Annotated in this window: 16 protein-coding genes; 10 read left to right on the top strand and 6 right to left on the bottom strand. The window is 47.7% G+C overall.

Annotated elements, in window-relative coordinates:
* The first annotated feature begins 2 nt into the window (after positions 1-2).
* From ccmD to AC3CIC_RS11790, 7 genes are all read left to right on the top strand, one after another.
* Entirely contained in the window at positions 3-209 is a 207-nt protein-coding gene (gene ccmD, locus AC3CIC_RS11820) for a heme exporter protein CcmD (RefSeq protein WP_016960160.1), read from the top strand.
* Complete coding sequence (gene ccmE / locus AC3CIC_RS11815) at positions 206-685, top strand: cytochrome c maturation protein CcmE (protein ID WP_016960161.1); 480 nt, start codon at positions 206-208, stop codon at positions 683-685. The genes ccmD and ccmE overlap by 4 nt, the downstream gene beginning before the upstream one ends.
* Complete coding sequence (locus AC3CIC_RS11810; RefSeq protein ID WP_016960162.1) at positions 685-2,661, top strand: heme lyase CcmF/NrfE family subunit; 1,977 nt, start codon at positions 685-687, stop codon at positions 2,659-2,661. Before ccmE ends, AC3CIC_RS11810 begins: the two co-directional genes overlap by 1 nt.
* Before the next feature lie 2 nt (positions 2,662-2,663).
* On the top strand, positions 2,664-3,218 hold the full coding sequence (locus AC3CIC_RS11805) for a DsbE family thiol:disulfide interchange protein (protein WP_017004398.1): 555 nt from the start codon (positions 2,664-2,666) through the stop codon (positions 3,216-3,218).
* The gene (locus AC3CIC_RS11800) at positions 3,215-3,724 is read left to right on the top strand and encodes a cytochrome c-type biogenesis protein (RefSeq protein WP_017005625.1); all 510 of its coding nucleotides are present in this window, start codon (positions 3,215-3,217) and stop codon (positions 3,722-3,724) included. Before AC3CIC_RS11805 ends, AC3CIC_RS11800 begins: the two co-directional genes overlap by 4 nt.
* Positions 3,721-4,935 (top strand): c-type cytochrome biogenesis protein CcmI, encoded by a 1,215-nt coding sequence (gene ccmI, locus AC3CIC_RS11795; RefSeq protein WP_488514698.1) that lies wholly within the window; start codon positions 3,721-3,723, stop codon positions 4,933-4,935. The genes AC3CIC_RS11800 and ccmI overlap by 4 nt, the downstream gene beginning before the upstream one ends.
* A gap of 72 nt (positions 4,936-5,007) precedes the next feature.
* Positions 5,008-5,796 (top strand): MlaA family lipoprotein, encoded by a 789-nt coding sequence (locus AC3CIC_RS11790; protein WP_488514697.1) that lies wholly within the window; start codon positions 5,008-5,010, stop codon positions 5,794-5,796.
* Positions 5,797-5,844: 48 nt separating this feature from the next.
* Here AC3CIC_RS11790 and AC3CIC_RS11785 read toward each other — a convergent pair whose 3' ends face one another.
* The 4 genes from AC3CIC_RS11785 to AC3CIC_RS11770 all read right to left on the bottom strand — a co-directional run bounded on the left by AC3CIC_RS11785 (position 5,845) and on the right by AC3CIC_RS11770 (position 10,268).
* Positions 5,845-7,173 carry a DUF6850 family outer membrane beta-barrel protein gene (locus tag AC3CIC_RS11785; protein WP_488514696.1) on the bottom strand — a complete coding sequence of 443 codons (1,329 nt, stop codon included), beginning with the start codon at positions 7,171-7,173 and terminating at the stop codon, positions 5,845-5,847.
* A gap of 314 nt (positions 7,174-7,487) precedes the next feature.
* Positions 7,488-8,765 carry an outer membrane protein transport protein gene (locus AC3CIC_RS11780; protein ID WP_488514695.1) on the bottom strand — a complete coding sequence of 426 codons (1,278 nt, stop codon included), beginning with the start codon at positions 8,763-8,765 and terminating at the stop codon, positions 7,488-7,490.
* Positions 8,766-8,983: 218 nt separating this feature from the next.
* Entirely contained in the window at positions 8,984-9,706 is a 723-nt protein-coding gene (locus tag AC3CIC_RS11775) for a DUF3379 family protein (RefSeq protein WP_488514694.1), read from the bottom strand.
* Positions 9,693-10,268 (bottom strand): sigma-70 family RNA polymerase sigma factor, encoded by a 576-nt coding sequence (locus AC3CIC_RS11770; RefSeq protein WP_016960170.1) that lies wholly within the window; start codon positions 10,266-10,268, stop codon positions 9,693-9,695. Before AC3CIC_RS11770 ends, AC3CIC_RS11775 begins: the two co-directional genes overlap by 14 nt.
* Before the next feature lie 722 nt (positions 10,269-10,990).
* Between AC3CIC_RS11770 and fadI the strand changes: the two genes are divergently transcribed.
* Positions 10,991-12,301, top strand: a complete 1,311-nt coding sequence (fadI, locus tag AC3CIC_RS11765) for an acetyl-CoA C-acyltransferase FadI (RefSeq protein WP_488514693.1) — start codon at positions 10,991-10,993, stop codon at positions 12,299-12,301.
* The gene (gene fadJ / locus AC3CIC_RS11760) at positions 12,301-14,418 is read left to right on the top strand and encodes a fatty acid oxidation complex subunit alpha FadJ (protein WP_488514692.1); all 2,118 of its coding nucleotides are present in this window, start codon (positions 12,301-12,303) and stop codon (positions 14,416-14,418) included. Before fadI ends, fadJ begins: the two co-directional genes overlap by 1 nt.
* 50 nt (positions 14,419-14,468) lie before the next feature.
* Here the strand turns inward: fadJ and AC3CIC_RS11755 are convergent, their stop codons facing one another.
* Positions 14,469-17,243 (bottom strand): insulinase family protein, encoded by a 2,775-nt coding sequence (locus tag AC3CIC_RS11755; protein ID WP_488514691.1) that lies wholly within the window; start codon positions 17,241-17,243, stop codon positions 14,469-14,471.
* Positions 17,244-17,384: 141 nt separating this feature from the next.
* Between AC3CIC_RS11755 and sixA the strand changes: the two genes are divergently transcribed.
* A complete protein-coding gene (sixA, locus tag AC3CIC_RS11750) occupies positions 17,385-17,876 on the top strand; it encodes a phosphohistidine phosphatase SixA (protein WP_394210673.1) in 492 nt (163 codons plus the stop codon).
* 72 nt (positions 17,877-17,948) lie between these two features.
* On the opposite strand, the gene smrB is transcribed toward sixA, so the two are convergent.
* Entirely contained in the window at positions 17,949-18,479 is a 531-nt protein-coding gene (gene smrB / locus AC3CIC_RS11745) for an endonuclease SmrB (protein ID WP_488514690.1), read from the bottom strand.

The following is an 18,479-nucleotide window of genomic DNA, read 5'->3' as shown; positions in this document are numbered from 1 at the left end:
CCATGCATTTTAGTTCCTTCTCCGCATTTTTAGACATGGGTGGCTATGCCGCTTATGTTTGGAGTTCATTCGCGATTACGTTTTTCGCCATGTTTTGGGTGGTGTTTTCGTCCCACCTCACACGACGTAAATTGTATCGTGAAATAAAGAACAAAGTTGCCCGAGAGCAACGCATTGAGAAAGCCCAAAAGATGGAGAACACATTATGAACCCGAGACGTAAAAAACGACTAGGGCTAGCTCTCGCTCTGGTACTGGGTGTTGGCTCAACCGTTGGTTTGATGGTCTATGCACTGAATCAGAACATGGATCTCTTCTACACGCCATCAGAGATCGTGCAAGGCAAACCTGACGGCTCTAAACCCTATGTTGGTCAACGGTTACGCATTGGCGGTATGGTGGTTGAAAACTCAGTGAGTCGTGACCCTGAATCGCTAAAAGTAACATTCAAAGTGGCGGACATTGGCCCTGAAGTCACTGTTGTGTTTGAAGGTATTCTTCCGGATTTATTCCGTGAAGGGCAAGGTATCGTTGCGCAGGGTGAACTCATGGATGCAACGACTGTGTATGCGAGCGAAGTGCTTGCAAAGCATGACGAAGAATATATGCCACCGGAAATTGCGGAAGCAATGAACAAGAGCCATACGCCGCTTGAATATACTGAGCAACAACAAGGTAGCTACTAATGATTGCTGAACTGGGCAATTTTGCCCTAATGATTTCACTGGGTTTTTCGGTGTTGCTGAGCATTTACCCGCTATGGGGTGCGCAGATCGGAAACCAAGCCATGATGCGCTCGGCGCGCCCGTTGGCTATCGGCATGTTCCTCATGCTACTCATGTCATTTTTTGCGCTGAGCTGGGCATTTTATGTTAATGACTTTACGGTTACCTATGTAGCCAGTAATTCCAACAGTGCGTTGCCGTGGTACTACCGTCTAACGGCGGTGTGGGGGGCACATGAAGGCTCATTGCTGCTTTGGGTATTGATCCAAGCGGGATGGACACTCGCTGTAGCCATATTTAGCCGCGGTATGCCGCAAGAATCTGTCGCGCGAGTCTTGGCTGTTATGGGCATGATCGGTGTTGGCTTCTTACTGTTTATTATTGTCACGTCGAATCCGTTTGAACGCACATTGCCTTACTTCCCTGTTGACGGCCGAGATCTCAATCCACTGCTGCAAGATCCGGGTTTGATTATTCACCCGCCAATGCTTTATATGGGTTATGTCGGCTTCTCAGTCGCGTTTGCTTTCGCCATTGCATCATTAATGGCCGGACGCCTTGATACCGCATGGGCGCGTTGGTCTCGCCCTTGGACGACGGCCGCGTGGGTTTTCCTAACCATGGGTATCGCACTGGGTTCATGGTGGGCTTATTACGAGCTTGGCTGGGGTGGTTGGTGGTTCTGGGATCCTGTCGAAAACGCATCATTCATGCCTTGGCTTGCGGGTACGGCATTGATGCACTCGTTGGCGGTCACAGAAAAGCGTGGCACGTTTAAGGCTTGGACAGTACTTCTGGCAATTTCAGCGTTTTCTCTCAGCTTATTAGGAACCTTCTTAGTACGTTCTGGTGTTCTGGTTTCCGTTCATGCTTTTGCTTCTGATCCTGCGCGTGGCTTGTTTATTTTGGCATTCCTTGTTGCAGTTATCGGTGGTTCATTATTGCTCTATGCACTGCGCGCGTCAGAAGTGCGCTCACGAGGCAACTTCGAACTGGTATCGCGTGAGAACGTGCTGCTCGCAAACAATATTTTCCTGATTGCCGCGCTGGTGGTTGTGCTTCTTGGTACGTTGTTGCCGTTGGTACACAAACAGATTGGTTTGGGTTCAGTCTCCATCGGAGAACCTTTCTTTAATCTGCTGTTTACGTGGCTCTCTGTTCCTTTTGTTTTCCTTCTCGGTATTGGACCGCTAATTCGTTGGAAACGTGACAACCTAAAAAACGTGAAAAAGGAAGTCCTTTTCAGCGGTGTGGCATCTGTTGTTATTGGTGTTGGTCTGGTTTGGATTTTTGCTGATACCTTTAAACCATTAGCGGCGCTAGGCGCAGTGATGGGGCTTTGGATTGCTATTCTACTCTCGGTAGAACTGTACCAACGCGCTACGCACCGTCACGATTTGATGACCGGGTTAGGCAAGTTAGGTCGCAGTCACTGGGCGATGGTGTTTGGGCATCTTGGTCTTGCGATTTCAATCTTGGGTATTGCGATGGTGCAAAACTACGACATTGAACGAGATGTAAAGATGGCGCCAGGTGAGCGCGTTCAGATGCAAGGCTATGAATTCCACTTTGCGGGTTTGCGAGACAAAGATGGCCCTAACTACGATGGCTATGTTGCAGATTTCGACATTTACCTTGGTGACAAGCGCATCAATACATTGCATGCGGAAAAGCGTTTCTACACCGTGCAGCGTTCAATGATGACCGAAGCAGACATCGATCGCGGTATTACTCGTGATTTGTATATTGCGATGGGAGAGCGTTTGGATGATGGTGCTTGGGCCATTCGTATCTACTACAAGCCGTTCGTACGCTGGATTTGGTTCGGTGCATTGGTCATGTCCATTGGTGGATTACTGGCCATGTCTGACAAGCGTTACCGTTTCCGTAAGAAATCAGATGAAGCAGTCTCTGTCGAATCTGTGAAGGAGGTTTAAGCGTGAAACGTCCTGTACTCTTTATCCCGCTGGGCTTGTTTTTTGTGGTTGTTGTTTTTCTTCTTGGGCAGCTTTTAAATAATGCACAAGGGGATGACCCCACGAAATTGGAGTCTGTGTTGGTTGGTAAACCTGTGCCAGAGTTTCGTCTCGAAGATCTCACCGAAGCGGGCAAGCTTTATGATCAAGACATCTTCAAAGGCCAGCCGTTATTACTGAATGTTTGGGCAACATGGTGTCCAACCTGTTATGCCGAACATACGTATCTCAATGAGTTGGCGGCAAATGGCGTAAAAATCATTGGCCTTAACTACAAAGACGATCGTGTTAAAGCCATCGGTTGGTTGAATCAATTGGGCAACCCTTACTTGGTGAGCCTGTTTGATGGTAACGGCATGCTAGGTCTCGATCTGGGCGTTTATGGCGCACCAGAAACATTCCTCATAGATGCTAACGGTGTGATTCGTTATCGCCATGTCGGTGACGTTAACGAACGTAACTGGCAGGACAAGCTTGGCCCTATGTATGAGAAAATGCTGGCGGAGGCCAAAGGATGATCAAGCGCTTTTGGCTCGTGCTGCTATTGGCAAGCAGTGCTGTATTTTCGGTGTCTGCCGCGATTGAGGTGTATGAATTCGATACGCCGCAACAAGAAGATGCCTTCCATAAACTCGGCAAAGAGCTTCGTTGCCCTAAGTGCCAGAACAACAATATCGCAGATTCGAATGCAGGGCTGGCTCAAGACCTTCGTTTGAAAGTCTATGAAATGCTCAAACAAGGCAAGAATGAAGATGAGATTGTGGAATACATGGTGGCGCGTTATGGCAACTTTGTTACCTATAGTCCACCGGTAACGGCTTCTACGTTGATTTTGTGGGCGGGACCAGCACTGTTTGTGCTTATCGGATTTACTGTGTTGGTCATGCGTAGCCGCAAACCAAAAGCACAGGCAGAGAAAGCACAACTAGACACTGACGAACAAGCGCGTCTCGCCGCGCTGTTGGGTGGAGACACCGCAAATAACCAATCCGCAAATAAAGATAACAAGGATACAAACGGATGACCGAATTGTGGTTCTGGCTGATCACAGCCTTGATGGTACTTGTCTCTGTTGGACTCTTTGTCGTGCCGGTCTATCTGGGTAAAGATCAAGATGAAGCGGCCAGTCGTGATGAATTGAATAAAGCGTTCTTCCGTGACCGCATGGATGAATTGGAAGAAGAAACAGAAGAAGGTTTAGTAGACAACCAAAGCGAGTTGGCATTGGAGCTTCAACAATCGCTGCTAGATGATATTCCTGAAGGGGATAAAGCAAAGACACAAAATAAAGTGTCAATGCTGATGCTTTTACCGGGCGTACTTATCCTGGTTGGCTTGAGTTATTCCCTGTACTTTCTCGAAGGCAATCAGCAGCAGGTGGTCGCATGGCAGGAAACTGCAGAACGATTACCTGAGTTATCGCGTCGTCTGATGTCTGACAGCGAAGAGCCAATGACCGATCAAGAAATGGCTGATCTCACTTTGTCGCTTCGCACTAAGCTTGCGCAAACGCCAGACGATGCCATGGGCTGGTTGTTGTTAGGTCGTATTGGTTTAGCGAATCGTGATATTCAAACCGCGGAAGGCGCGATGGGTAAAGCGTATCGACTCATGCCAAATGACAACGACGTGAAGCTTGGTTACGCACAGTCGTTGATGTTGAGTGGTGACGAGACAAACATTGAAACAGCGCGAAACTTGCTGCGTCAGGTTATTAAGAAAGATCATGGCAACCTGCAAGCCTTGTCTCTACTTGCATTCGAAGCGTTCGAGCGCAATGCATATGATGAAGCCATAGCAGCATGGTCAACCATGAAGCAGCTTCTGCCTGAAAACGACCCTCGTATCTCAATGCTGGATCGCAGTATTGCACGCGCACAAGCACAAGTTGGCGCAGGTAACGGGCAATCTGTTTCTGTGACTATTTCATTGGGTGAGGAAGTCGGTACTCCTAATGAAGGCGTGCTTATTGTATCCGTTCACTCCGCTGACGGTGCGCCTATGCCAGTGGCAGCTAAGCGATTGCCATTAAGTAGCTTTCCGCTCAATGTGGAACTTACCGATGCAGATAGCATGATTCCAGAGCGTCTCATGTCGTCATTGCCAAACGTGTTGGTGAAAGCACGTATTGATCGCGATGGCAATGTGATGACCAAAGGCGGTGATTGGTTTGGTGAGAGTCAACCCTTTGAACTGGGCGGTTCATCGCAGATAGTGATTAACCAAAAGAATTAAGTGTTTTATACTGTTAAAAAATTGATAAGGCTGGTTAATAGACCAGCCTGTTTTTTAGGATAAATATTAACAATGTGGAAACGTCTGGTATTGGCAGTTGGCGTTATTGTTGGATTGAGTGGTTGTGCGCAGGCGCCTGATGAGAGCGCCGTGGATGCGGAAACAAATACTAAATTTGATGTCTCGCACCCGAATGACCCTTTTGAAGGATTCAACCGCACCATGTGGGCTTTCAACTACGACATTCTGGATCCGTACGTAGCCCGTCCGGTTTCCCTCGCTTATGTCAACTACGTACCTAGCTTTGCCAGAACAGGGGTTTCAAATTTTATTGATAACCTTGGCGAGCCCGCGAGCATGGTGAACAGTATTGTTATGCTGGAAGGCGAGGCGGCGGTCACTCATTTTAATCGTTTTTGGATTAATACCGTTTTTGGACTGGCAGGCTTGATAGATATCGCCTCGGCAGCAAATATTCAAAAACTGGACGACCGTCAGTTTGGTGATGCCATGGGATACTACGATATCGGACAAGGCCCTTACTTTATGGTGCCAATATATGGTCCGATAACTTTGCGTGAAGGTGCAGGTGACATGGTCGACGATCTCTATCCTCCGCTGTCGTTGTTGACGCTACCACAATCAATCATCAAGTGGGCGTTGGACGGAATGGAAAGTCGCGCGGCAGTCGTGCCTCAAGAGCCATTGCTAGAGAATTCTCCTGATCCGTATGCATTTGCCCGCGATGCTTATTTGCAGCACAAAGCATTTAAAGCGCGTGGTGGCAAAGCGATTGAAGAGCCTGAACCGGATGACGAGTACCTTGACGAAGACTTGTTAGACGAAATAGATGATTACTAAAACCAAAAATGGCCACTCAATGAGTGGCCATTTTTTATATCTGCTTACTTAGAAGCGATAGGTCGCTTGAACACCCGCTAACCATACGCTGCCGGTTGTTTGGCCTTCAAACTTACCGCCGAATAGCGCACCTGATGCATCAGAGGCGATACCTGGACGAGGTTCAACCACGTTCGCATCTTTTGCGAAGATGTAGGTAAAGCCTGCATCCAACGTTAAGTCTTTAGACCACGCATAACCTGCACCTAGGCTCAGCCACAAACGGTCTGTTTCTGGAATAGTGATAGTGCGGTTAGCGTCATCCACAGCAGCCATATCGTATGCAACGCCCGAACGCAATTGCGTTTTATCATTGAGTTGGTAAGTCGCACCCACGGCAAAGCGGTAGTTATCTTTCCAGTTCTCTTGCTTCACGATTTGTGAAGGAACAGACAATGAAGGAATGTTCGCTTCTAGCTTCTCAAACGTGCTCCAGTCAGTCCAGTTCACGCTAGCGTGTACCGCGACGTTGTCAGTCAGTTGGTGGAAGCTAGCAAGCTCTGCGGTTGCAGGCAAAGTCAGTGCCATGCTTCCAGCATATTGTTCATTACTCATCCAGTTCATTGGATTAGAGTATTTTTCTTTATTGAACGCAAAACCATTCGCATGACCTTCAAGGTTCAAATCAACTTCTGATCGGTAGTTAAAGCCGATACGGTTTGCATCGTTGATCTGCCAAGCAGCGCCTGCCTGCCAACCCCAAGATGTGTCGTCACCTTCCATGTATTTTAGTGTGGTGCCCGAAGGAACTAGACCGCCCATAAAGTCAGCGGAGCTCTTCGCCCCAATGCTGCCTTCACCCATTACAAAGCGAACGCCACCACCAATGGAGAATTGGTCGTTGATGCGGTAAGCAACGTTAGGGTTAATTTCCATGGTCATCACAGAGGCTTCATTGCCAAACTGCGTGCCTTTGAAGTTGTCGTCTAGCTTGGTGTGCATACCGAAGTTAGAACTTAGAGCAAGACCAAGGAAAACCTGATCGTTCACTTGGTGTGACACATAGAAGTTCGGCACGACGGCAGCATCAGCAAAATCATGTGATGACGTCGCAGTTTCTTTGCCAGTCAGGCTAGTGGTAGTGCCATCTACATCAACGTTTGGGTCAACGTAGATCATACCAGTGGATACTTGTGTACCAGGCAGGTACGTCAGCATCGCTGGGTTACGGAATTGCGCAGAGGCATTGTCAGCCATTGCTGCTTCGCCTGCGTACGCACGACCAAGACCGGTTGCAGAATACTCTGCAAGCTGGAAACCAGCAGCCATTGCTGAGGTGGAAGAAAGAGAGCCAAGTGCTGCGGCAATTGCCAACGGAAGAAGTTTGTTCTTGTTCATTATATATTTCTTGTTTTTGAAGGTCGCTATAGGGTACTGACCAACGCTTTGGATGCAATTTTAATGAACTAGGTTGAATATTTTTAGACGGAAATTTTGTCATGTATTCCATCTTCCGATAGATCGTCTATATGAAGTGGTGTTTGGCACAGGTGTACACTGAAACTCAGCGAACACTTGTATCGATAAATGCGGACTTGAGCGAACTAATGTACGCTGAAAAATACTGCCAATAGAGTGATGTGGCGGGTGCAGAAGGAAATGAGGCAAAGAAAAAGGGAGCGAATGCTCCCCTTGGTGTTCGCTGTTCTTGATTAGAACTGGTAGCTGTACTGAACGCCATACAACCATGCGTTGGCGCGGGTTGTTGCATTGACTTCAGACAGTTGAAGTTCACCGCCACCAGGCAGGTCTGTCACCAACTTGTCATTCACTTCCACATCTTGACCCATTAGGTAAGTCAGACCGAAATCAATGGTCGAGTTTTTGGTTGCCTGATAGGTGAAACCTGCAGATACCCATTGGCGATCTGAATCGGGTACAGAAATTGATTTCTTCTGATCTTGTGCACTGGTGTCATACATGTAACCGGCACGAAGTGTCCAGTCGTTGTTCAGGTAGTAAGTACCACCAATCGAGTAGTGCATGCCATCCTGCCAATTGTACTCATTCAGAACAACGCCATCTGTCGTCGCAAGCTGGTCAAAAGTGCTCCACTCAATCCACTGAACAGAGTAGTGCATAGCAAACTTGTTGGTCAGCAAGTGGTAACCAGAGAACTCAGCGATGTCTGGCAGAGGAAGAACGAGGTCTCCTGTTAGCTGTTCGCCTTTGTAGATCATGGTGTCGCCGTCTGCTTTGATATCTGGACTATGGCGGTAGCTTAGACCAAAGCGGTGCTTCTCATTGACTTCATAAACGGTACCTAGGTTCCAGCCAATGCCAGTACCTTCTGCATCAATGTTAAGCATGTTATCACCAACACTGTCTGCAAACGATGGAATAGCTTGGCCGACGTACTCTAGGCCAGAGCGCTTGAGCTTACCTGTACCTTGGATGAAGTCGATACCAGCACCAAAGCTCAATTGCTCATTAACTCGGAATGAACCACTCAATGCAAAGTTGACGCTTTTAACGTCAGTCAGGCCGCCTAACTCATTGGCTGCATAATCAGTGTCGAATTCAGTTTTTGTGCCGAAGTTTGAGTAAATACCTGCACCAACAGCAAATTTTTCATTGATCGGGTGTACATAGAAGATGTTTGGTACATACGAAATGTCACCAGCTTGTGCATCGTCCAAAGAACGTTCACCAAGCATGATAGGTGAGTAGGTTGTACCTTTCACTACCACATCGGTATCAATTGCAATCAGACCCACAGACAGTTCAGGCGCATCGAACAATGCCATTGCTGCAGGGTTACGTGCCATGACCGATGCATTATCAGCGATAACAGCGTCACCAGCGAAAGCACGGCCTAGGCCGGTAGCAGATTGACCATTTAATTGGAAACCAGCCGCGAGAGCTGATGTAGAACTTGCCGCAACAGCAATTGCCACTGCTGAACGGATAAACAGACGCTTCTTATTCATGGTGTGAATTAATCCAATGAAATTTATAATAGTTTTATAATTTTATGTGCTTTTTAAATAAGCTGGGCGGATTCTATTGTGAAGCTCATTATTAGGAAATCTGACCAGTTACGGGACGCTGTTTTGAAACAGAAGCAGAGAAGGTGCAGGTGACTGTTCTTTAAAGGAAACAAAAAGGGAGCCAAAGGCTCCCTTTTTAAATGTAATAGATTGTGTGTTTACGCTTTTTGGTTCAAATGAAGCTGAAGCTGCTCTGCAATAGGCAATACATCTGAGCCTTCTTTACCGACTACAATCACACTGCTGTTATTGGCCGGGAGCGAAATGGCTTCCATGTTGCCATCACTGAATTTTTCCATGGCTGGAGAATTCTGAGGCACTACAAATACCGTAAAGTCTTCACCATTGTCTGCTTTCAATACCATGTGCACCGCATGCTTTTTATCAAAGCTGCAATGATTGAGGTAAGAAACTTGGCCTGGCAGAGACCCACTGAAGGCTTCGCCAATTGGGGAAAGCTTAGCGTTTACTTGGTGAAGGCTTGCGCCCTCATTAATATCTCGAGTGAAATCTGTCTCATCGTAATAATGCTGAAGCGCAATTTGACCCAAGTTCTGTTGATTGGGTGAAAGCGGAATGGTCTGCCAGTTAAATTGACCCAACATCACACCAAACACAAAAGCGATCGAGGCTGCGATAGCCAAATGAAATTTTGGTTTTCTTTTTTCACGGATCACATGGCTGCTTTGTTTAAACAACACTTTGTCGACCAAATCATCGGGCACATCAACACGCAAAGCTTGATCAATTAATGCATCCAAACTGTCTAGCTCAGAGGCCAATTTTTGATTGGCAGGTGAAGACAACCTTGCGGCTGACAACTCGGGATCGTTATCTTGAGGGTCAGCCAAAAGGCGGCGACGAAATTCAAGCTCGTCCATTCTTCGCTCCTCGTTGAGTTTCGTTTTGACTGTCCATGAACTCTTTCAATTGGTTTCTCGCTCTGAACAAACGCGTCATCACCGTATTCTTGTTGAGATCCATGATTTCAGCGATTTCTTCACCACTGAATCCGGCCATAACTTGCAAAACAAGCGGTTCGCGATATTCCGGTGACAAGCGCATTATCTGCTTGTGAAGCCATTGCTGTTCTACCGAGGCTTCTTCACTAGGCTGCGTATTATCTGCCACCTGATGGTCATCAATGTCTACTAATTCGAGTTGTTTACGCTCAAATCGGCGTGCGTTTTCTCGGCGAAGAATGGTGATCAGCCATGCTTTCGCTGCGTTATCATCTTGAAGGCTATCGAGCGATCGCCAAGCACGAAGACATGTCTCCTGTACAAGATCTTCTGCTACATGCTGGTCTTTCGTCAACCAGTAAGCGTAGCGATAAAGATCTCTGTGCCAAGCTCTCACGAGCGCTTCATATCGTCTTTGTTTTTCCATATCAGTAGAGACCTTGGAAGTTGACGATTTCTTTCCAAATATTTTCAAAACCATGGGCTTTCTTCCTGAAAGTTTTGATTTTACAAGTGGGTAGCATTAAAAATAATTGCCTTGAGGACCATGTTACCTCGGTAAATGCGTCTAATCATAGGCAGAAAAACGATACGCATGCGAGTCGCACTAATAAGACAATTGCTCTTACGATATCATTATGGATTGAGTTGCTTATATTTGTGGGGAATTTCGGTGCAACACTCATGGCGAGAAGTGGTGGGGGATAATCAGGCGAAAAATTGATCTGGTTCAAAAAGTCGCCGTTTTCTATGGGTATAGTAGGCACTGTCATCTGGGAGCGCGCTGCAGGTTTCGCTGGTTTACCGGACCTTGGCTGTGCGTGACTGAGTTGAGCAAGATGACAACTTCCTTTTTTTGAAGGCTGACTTTACTTTCTCCTCAGGTCTTAGACCTGACTTGCAATTGGCTTTACGTTAATTGAATTTGATACACAATTGCTTTCCAAAAATTTTACCACACCTATTGGGTGTGGTTTTTTTTGCTCAAAATTCAGTTATTTTCTTTTTTGCCAATCTCCGACCGTATCTCGTCGCTGACAGCTGAGATAAGGTGGCCGCTACGACGGCTAGCCCGATGTTTATCGCAAATTTGCTGTCCCTGTCTATATTTGACATTCCAATTCAATTAAACGCTCGTTTTAATCTGATAACAAATTGGTTACACTCTTCTGGTCTGACCTCTAATGCTTGCAAGGAGCGGCAATGAACTCTCCCCAGAACCTGACTACGCGTCAGGGAGAACGTATCGCAGTTGTGGCGGGTTTACGTACCCCGTTTGCACGACAATCTACCGCATATGCTGATGTGCCTGCTGTCGATCTCGGCAAAATGGTTGTTAGTGAAATGCTAAACCGTACCGCGATTGACCCTAAGCTGATTGAACAGCTTGTGTTTGGTCAGGTGGTTCAAATGCCAGAAGCGCCAAACATTGCACGTGAGATCGTGCTTGGTACAGGCATGAATATTCATACGGATGCCTACAGTGTCAGCCGAGCGTGTGCCACTAGCTTTCAGTCTGTTGTTAATGTGACAGAAAGTATTATGTCGGGAACCATTGATATTGGTATCGCCGGTGGTGCGGATTCTTCTTCTGTTCTTCCTATCGGTGTATCAAAAAAACTTGCGGCAACCTTGCTTGCCCTGAGCAAAGCCAAAACGTTTAGTAAGCGCATGAGCCTATTAAGCAAGCTCTCTTTGAAAGACCTCGCGCCTGTTCCTCCTGCTGTTGCTGAGTATTCAACGGGCTTGAGCATGGGCCAGACTGCAGAGCAAATGGCCAAGAGTCATCATATTAGCCGAGCAGATCAGGATGCCTTAGCGCACCGTTCTCATTCACTTGCTGCAAAAGCATGGGCTGATGGTCTCGTGCGTGATGAAGTGATGACCGCTTTCCCTGAACCTTATCGCGCGTGGATTGATAAAGACAACAACATTCGCGAAGATTCCAGCGTTGAAAGCTACGCCAAGTTGCGTCCCGCGTTTGATCGAAAACATGGCTCTGTGACTGCCGCTAACAGCACACCTCTGACAGATGGCGCTGCCGCGGTGATGCTGATGCGTGAAGGTCGCGCCAAAGAACTGGGTTTGAAGCCTTTGGGCTACATCCGTTCTTATGCGTTTGCCGCTATTCAAGTTGAGCACGACATGCTGATGGGACCATCATACGCCACGCCGATTGCACTTGATCGTGCGGGCATCACCCTTGCAGATTTAACCTTGATTGATATGCATGAGGCATTTGCAGCTCAAGCATTGTCGAATGTGAAGATGTTTGGCTCTAAGACATTCGCACAGCAAAAACTCGGGCGAAGCCAAGCTATCGGTGAGATCGACATGGACAAATTTAACGTGCTGGGCGGGTCTTTGGCTTACGGTCACCCGTTTGCTGCAACAGGCGCTCGCATGATCACTCAAACATTGAACGAACTACGTCGTCGCGGTGGCGGTTTGGCCTTGAATACCGCGTGTGCTGCGGGTGGCTTAGGTGCTGCAATGATCTTGGAGGCCGAATAATGAATGAACCAATGACCCCAAATGCATTTTCATTGCGTCATGGTGAAGAGGGTATTGCATGGCTGAGCATCGATGTTCCCGGCGAAAGCATGAACACATTGCAAGCGAGCTTTGTTGATGAAATCAGCGGTATCTTAAGCGAGCTTGAAAGTAAAACCGACATCAAAGGCTTGGTACTGTATTCCGCTAAACCGGATAATTTTGTCGCTGGCGCAGACGTTCGTATGTTGGATGCCTGTGAAACAGCAGAAGACGCACAAGCCATTGCAGAACAAGGACAGAAGCTGTTTTCTCGTATTGAGAAACTGCCGTTTCATGTCGTCGCGGCGATTCACGGACCATGCTTGGGTGGCGGTCTTGAATTGGCGCTAGCATGCCACAGCCGTGTTGCTACAGATGATGATAAAACGCGTGTTGGATTGCCAGAAGTGCAGCTCGGTTTGCTGCCAGGTTCGGGCGGTACACAACGTTTGCCACGTTTGATTGGCGTTGCTGGCGCACTGGATATGATCCTGACAGGCAAACAACTGCGCGCCAAAAAAGCAAAAAAAATGGGTGTCGTCGATGATGTCGTTCCGCATTCAGTGCTGCTTCGGGTTGCTGAAGAGTTAGCACTAAAAGGAAAGCCTAAACGTCAGAACAGCTGGCAAAGCTGGGCCATGGGCGGCAATGCACTAGGCCGCTCAGTGGTGTTCGATCAAGCCGCCAAGAAAACCCGCGCAAAAACCCGTGGCAATTATCCCGCCACCGAAGCCATTCTTGACGTGATCAAACATGGCTTGGACAAAGGGGTTGAGAAAGGGCTAGCGCTCGAAGCGAAATGCTTTGGCGAGCTGGTGATGACGAATGAATCCGCATCACTTCGTAGCATTTTCTTCGCCACGACAGCAATGAAAAAAGAAACTGGCGCTGATGCTGAGCCAGATATGGTAACGGGTGTTGCCGTACTGGGCGGCGGATTGATGGGAGCGGGTATTGCGAATGTGTCAGCGACCAAAGCAAACCTTCCTGTGCGGATCAAAGATGTCAGTAATGATGGCTTGTTGAACGCTATGAACTACAGCTACAAGTTACTGGATAAGAAACGCAAACGTCGCATTATCTCCAAGTCGGAATTGCAATCGCAGATGGCTAGGATCAGTGGCGCAACAGACTACAGCGGCATGGATCGTTGTAATGTGGTGATTGAAGCGGTGTTTGAAGATCTTGATTTGAAACACAAGATGATTGCGGAAGTGGAAGAAGCGTTAAATGAAAATACGCTATTCGCGACCAATACCTCTTCGTTGCCTATCCACCAAATTGCAGCAGGGGCAAAGCGGCCTGAAAACATTGTCGGCCTGCATTACTTCAGCCCTGTTGATAAAATGCCGCTGGTGGAAGTGATCCCTCATGCGGGAACGTCTGAGAAGGCGATAGCAACTGTCGTTAAGCTTGCGAAAAAGCAAGGCAAGACCCCGATTGTGGTTGCCGATAAAGCGGGCTTCTACGTTAATCGTATCCTAGCGCCATATATGAATGAAGCGGCGATGACGTTGTTAGAGGGCGAATCTGTCGAGCACATCGACAATGCCTTGTTGGATTTTGGATTCCCTGTTGGCCCAGTCACACTGCTGGATGAAGTGGGTATTGATATTGGCGCGAAGATCAGCCCAATTCTGCTCAATGAGCTCGGCGAGCGTTTCCGTGCACCAGATGTGTTCGATGTCATGCTTAGCGATGGCCGTAAAGGACGCAAGACGGGCAAAGGCTTTTTCGTCTACAACGGCAAGAAGAAAGAAGTCGATAAGCGTGTTTACGGATTGCTAGGTGTAGAACTGAAGAGTCAGCTTTCTGGCCATGAACTGGCGATGCGCTGCGTATTGATGATGCTAAATGAAGCGGCACGTTGTTTGGACGAAGGCGTGGTGAAATCGGCGCGTGATGGCGACATTGGTGCCGTGTTCGGTATTGGCTTTCCACCATTTCTTGGCGGCCCGTTCCGTTACATGGATCATATCGGCATTAAGCGCCTTGTTGAAATGCTTGAACAGCATGAAGCGAAATATGGCGAGCGATTTGCACCGTGTGAAATGCTCAAAGCCATGGCTGCGGAAGAAAAGCGTTTCTTTGATTAATCAAAGCAAACACGCAAAAAAATCCCCGACCTCTGAGTCGGGGATTTTTTTTAATCTCTTTCTAAACGATGCTGACGAAATGCGGCAATAGAGTCAATTTCGTTAGTGTCTTCCGGTATGCACTGATCGGGATGCGCACCGCCGCAGCTATGCATAATTAACCGATCCGCCGTGCGAGGTTTAAGCTGCTCGACAACAAATTTCACCATGTCAGATCGCGCCATGTTTTTGATAGATTTTGCGACATTCTGACGTTGTTCAAATTTCTCATCTTTATTGCCAATACTCACCCAAAGTCGCTGACCGCGCGCACGTAGGTTTGCATCAGGCTCATCTATTTGTGCGATTAAGCCCTCTTTGCTTGCTTGCCACTGTGCTTCATTAAGCTCAAGTAGCACTAAGAAGAAAGCATTCAGAAAGTCATCAATGGCTTCTATCAGTTTCGTTGGGCCTGCTTGGGGCGATTGCACGTAGAAAATCAAACCCGGATGGCGGTTGAGCGGCATATTGCCGGAACCCACCATATATCCCAGTTGTTGCTTTGTGCGCAATTCGTTGAAAAATATGGCAGATATTAAATGTTGGGCGAAAGTGAACAGCGCCACATCTTGCGCCGTTGTGCCATGGCTTTGATAGTAAACCAGTACCGCGGAGTCTTGATTACTGCAATCTAAATGGTATGCCGCGTTGCCGGCACCTTTGAGCATCACCAATGGGCGAATGGATTCCTGATAACGCTGATCATGAACACGAAGGGCATCTTTGACTGATTCAGCCAATGCCAGCGTTTGATGCTTCTGCCAGTTGCCGTAAACGAACATCTCGACGTGTAACTCAGACATGACTCGATTTACAAAATTGGGAAGGGTAGACACGTCTAACGGTTCCAGTGCTTCGATAAGCGCCTCGTATGGCGGGTTGTTTGGCTGCAATATGCCTGTCATGGCATTATACAATCGGCTGATGGGTTTGTTCTGAGTCGCGTTCTTCCAGCTTCTTAACAGTTGTGTTTTGATGATCTCAAAACGCTCTGGGTTAAAGTCACGATTGGCAAATTTATCCAAGACCAAATCAAGCAGTATCGGCAGCTTTTCATTGAACCCACTGAGTTTTAACGTCACGCCGCCTTGGTGAGCGTAGAGGTTATAACTCAAGCCTGCGACCTCGGCGGGGTAAGCCGCTTCGTTGATAGCCTCAAGCAGCATTTCGACACTGACGCGGGTTTTAACGATGTTCTCAACCGATTTCACCGCATAAGGACTATCGATAGCGACATACACAACGCCTTTAGGCACGCGAAAATCGGTGTCTTGCAAATGCCAAAGGCAAAATCCTGGTAACTCTTGGATTTTCTCTGGCAAGGTCGTGTTTGGCGATGCCAATTGCGCGGGATCGAGTTCGTAACTGATAAATGGATTGGGCTCGGGTAAGGCAAGGTCTGGCGAAACATCCGTGATTTGCCATTTTGCACGTTGCGCGTCGGTAAAGGGGATCACACTGTACGGCGTGTCGTACCACTTGGCTTGCTTATCATAGTTGCCGCCTTTGGCAATCAAAGTCAGACGAAGGTGCTCCGGTGTTAAATAACTGAGCATCTGGCGGATCAATTCTTCGTCATATTTCGCCATGATGTAATCACCATAAAGCACATCTTCTTCTTCATAGTGCTGAATATTGAGGACCATATGGCTGACAGTATCAATTGGGCGAGAAGGTTCTTGGTAGCGAAATGCCTTTTCTTGTACCGCGCGTTTTTCTTTGTAACGCCATTCGTTCAAACCTTGCTCACGAATAAGGTGAATCGCTTGAAACAGATAGGCGACAATATCGTCAATGTGGTTCAGGCCAACTTCCGTCAGGCTGACACTGACGGTAAATTCACGAAAGTTCGAGCCGCTGATGCCCCCGCCAGCGGAGAGGTTATTGATGTAGCCTTTGTTTTTTAGCATTGACATAACACTGCCAATGCCTTCATAGCCAAGCAGACTCGCAATGTAAGACAATGGTTTGATGCGATAGTGTTCATCGGTGGCAGGCATTGAGAATGCCAGCGTCAGTTTGCGCACGTCTTTTAATGGCTCGATGCGAATAAACTGTTGCCGCTGAGGGATATCAACAAAAGGCACCTCGGGAATGAAAAGCGGCAAATCGTGGTTTGGGATCAGTTCAAAGGTTTCTTCGGCTAGCTCTTCAAGGGAATCGAGAGTAAATGGCCCAGTAACGGATGCCGCCATCAGATTGGCGCTGTAGTGGCTGCGATAGAAGGCGATCAACTCATCTCGAATCGAACTGTTTTCGCGATCTGCCAAGGTTTCAGCGCTGCCAACGGAAAACTTTGAAAAGGGATGTTCGGGATTGATGGTTTCTTTTTGTACCTGATAGATACGGCGAACATCGTCTTGAATTTTGAGGCGATACTCTGAATCAACCGCGTTGCGCTCTTTGTCTACGGCGTCAGCATTAAACAGTGGCGCAGAAAAAAACTGCCCAAAACGCTCTAACGCTTCTTCAAAGTAATCGTGTTGAATATCAAAGAAATACGTCGTATTTTCGGTGCCGGTCCAGGCGTTGTTGCTGCCGCCGTGACGGCTGGTGAAAGATTGAAATTCGCCGACCTTTGGGTACAGTTCTGTGCCCAGAAATAGCATGTGCTCGAGGAAGTGGGCTAAACCTTCACGATCAGCAGGGTCACAAAAGTGGCCAACATTCACCGTCAGTGCTGCAGCACTGCGCGGCGCTTGTGCGTCTTCGATCAATAAAACACGTAACCCGTTATCGAGTGTAATCTGGCGATAGCCACGGTGATCATTCGGACTGATTTGCACAAAGCACCTTCACTGGTTGAGGCAAGGTCTTAATTATGACCACCTAAGCAAATTGAGGCAAACATCTGTGCGCTTTATCGTTCCAGAAACAACAATTGACTGGTAGCATAATCAGGAATCTAAGAAATCAACAGTAGTGATATGCGAATTTATATTATGCGCCACGGTGAGGCGCAGACATTTGCAGCCAGTGATGAAGAACGACCATTAACTGAACGCGGAGAGCAACAGTCAGTAGAAATGGCTCGTTGGCTTGCAAATGAATTACCAGAAGGGAAGCTAGATTTGGTGCTTGTTAGCCCGTATTTGCGCGCCCAACAAACGTGGAATGCCTGTCAGACCGTGTTGCCAACGGCGCAAAAAGTGCTGACAGAAGATGGTATTACGCCCTATGGTGACAGCGAGCACGTTGCATCGTATCTGCGCGCGTTAGTGGCTGTTGATCATCCAGCAAGCATTTTGCTGGTGTCGCATTTGCCGCTGGTGGGTTATCTCACCGCCGAATTCGCCGTCGACATGCAGGCACCTATGTTTCCAACGTCGTCGATTGCTTGTATTGAGCTTGATGCTGTGAGCGAGAAAAGTGATGTACGGTGGTTGAAAAGCCCTTCTCAGTTGATGGGCTACGCATAGCACTGAATGATCAAGAAACGACTAACGACGAAAACGCCTAGTGGGGCGCTTTTTATTGTCTGTTGTTCTTGGTTATCGTTCTGGGATCTCGATAAGCACCAATAACGCGCCAGCACCGCCAAATTCAAGTGGCGCTTGATGAAATGCCAGAACATCTGGGTGCTGTGCCAGCCACAATGGCGTTTTCTGCTTCAATATATGTTTGCCGATGCCATGCATCACGCAGGCACAGCTAATCCCTTCTTTTATGCACTCGGCAATCAACGCACCCATCTCACGCTTCGCTTCTTGTTGTGTCATGCCATGAAGGTCGAGAAACATATCAGGCACGTAAATGCCGCGTCGTAAACGCTTCACTTCATACTTAGACACACCAGTACGCGCATATTGCGTTGGGCCATCCTCTTTCAGCAAGGGTTCAAACTCGTCTGAAAAATAAAAGGTGTGGTCACGTGCTGTCGAGTCAGAGAACTTTTTTCTCGATTGTTCCACTGTCTGGCGTCTTGGCGGGTTTATGGTATCCTGCTGCAGTTTTTTAACGCCTTTTACCGCATCGCGGAACAATGAAAAGTCATCGTCTGAGATCGGGGTTTTCTTACTCAT

Source organism: Enterovibrio sp. QJM3NY_24, assembly GCF_057786035.1.
The sequence above is the reverse complement of the archived record's forward strand: the minus strand, read 5'-3'. Positions and strand labels throughout refer to the sequence as shown.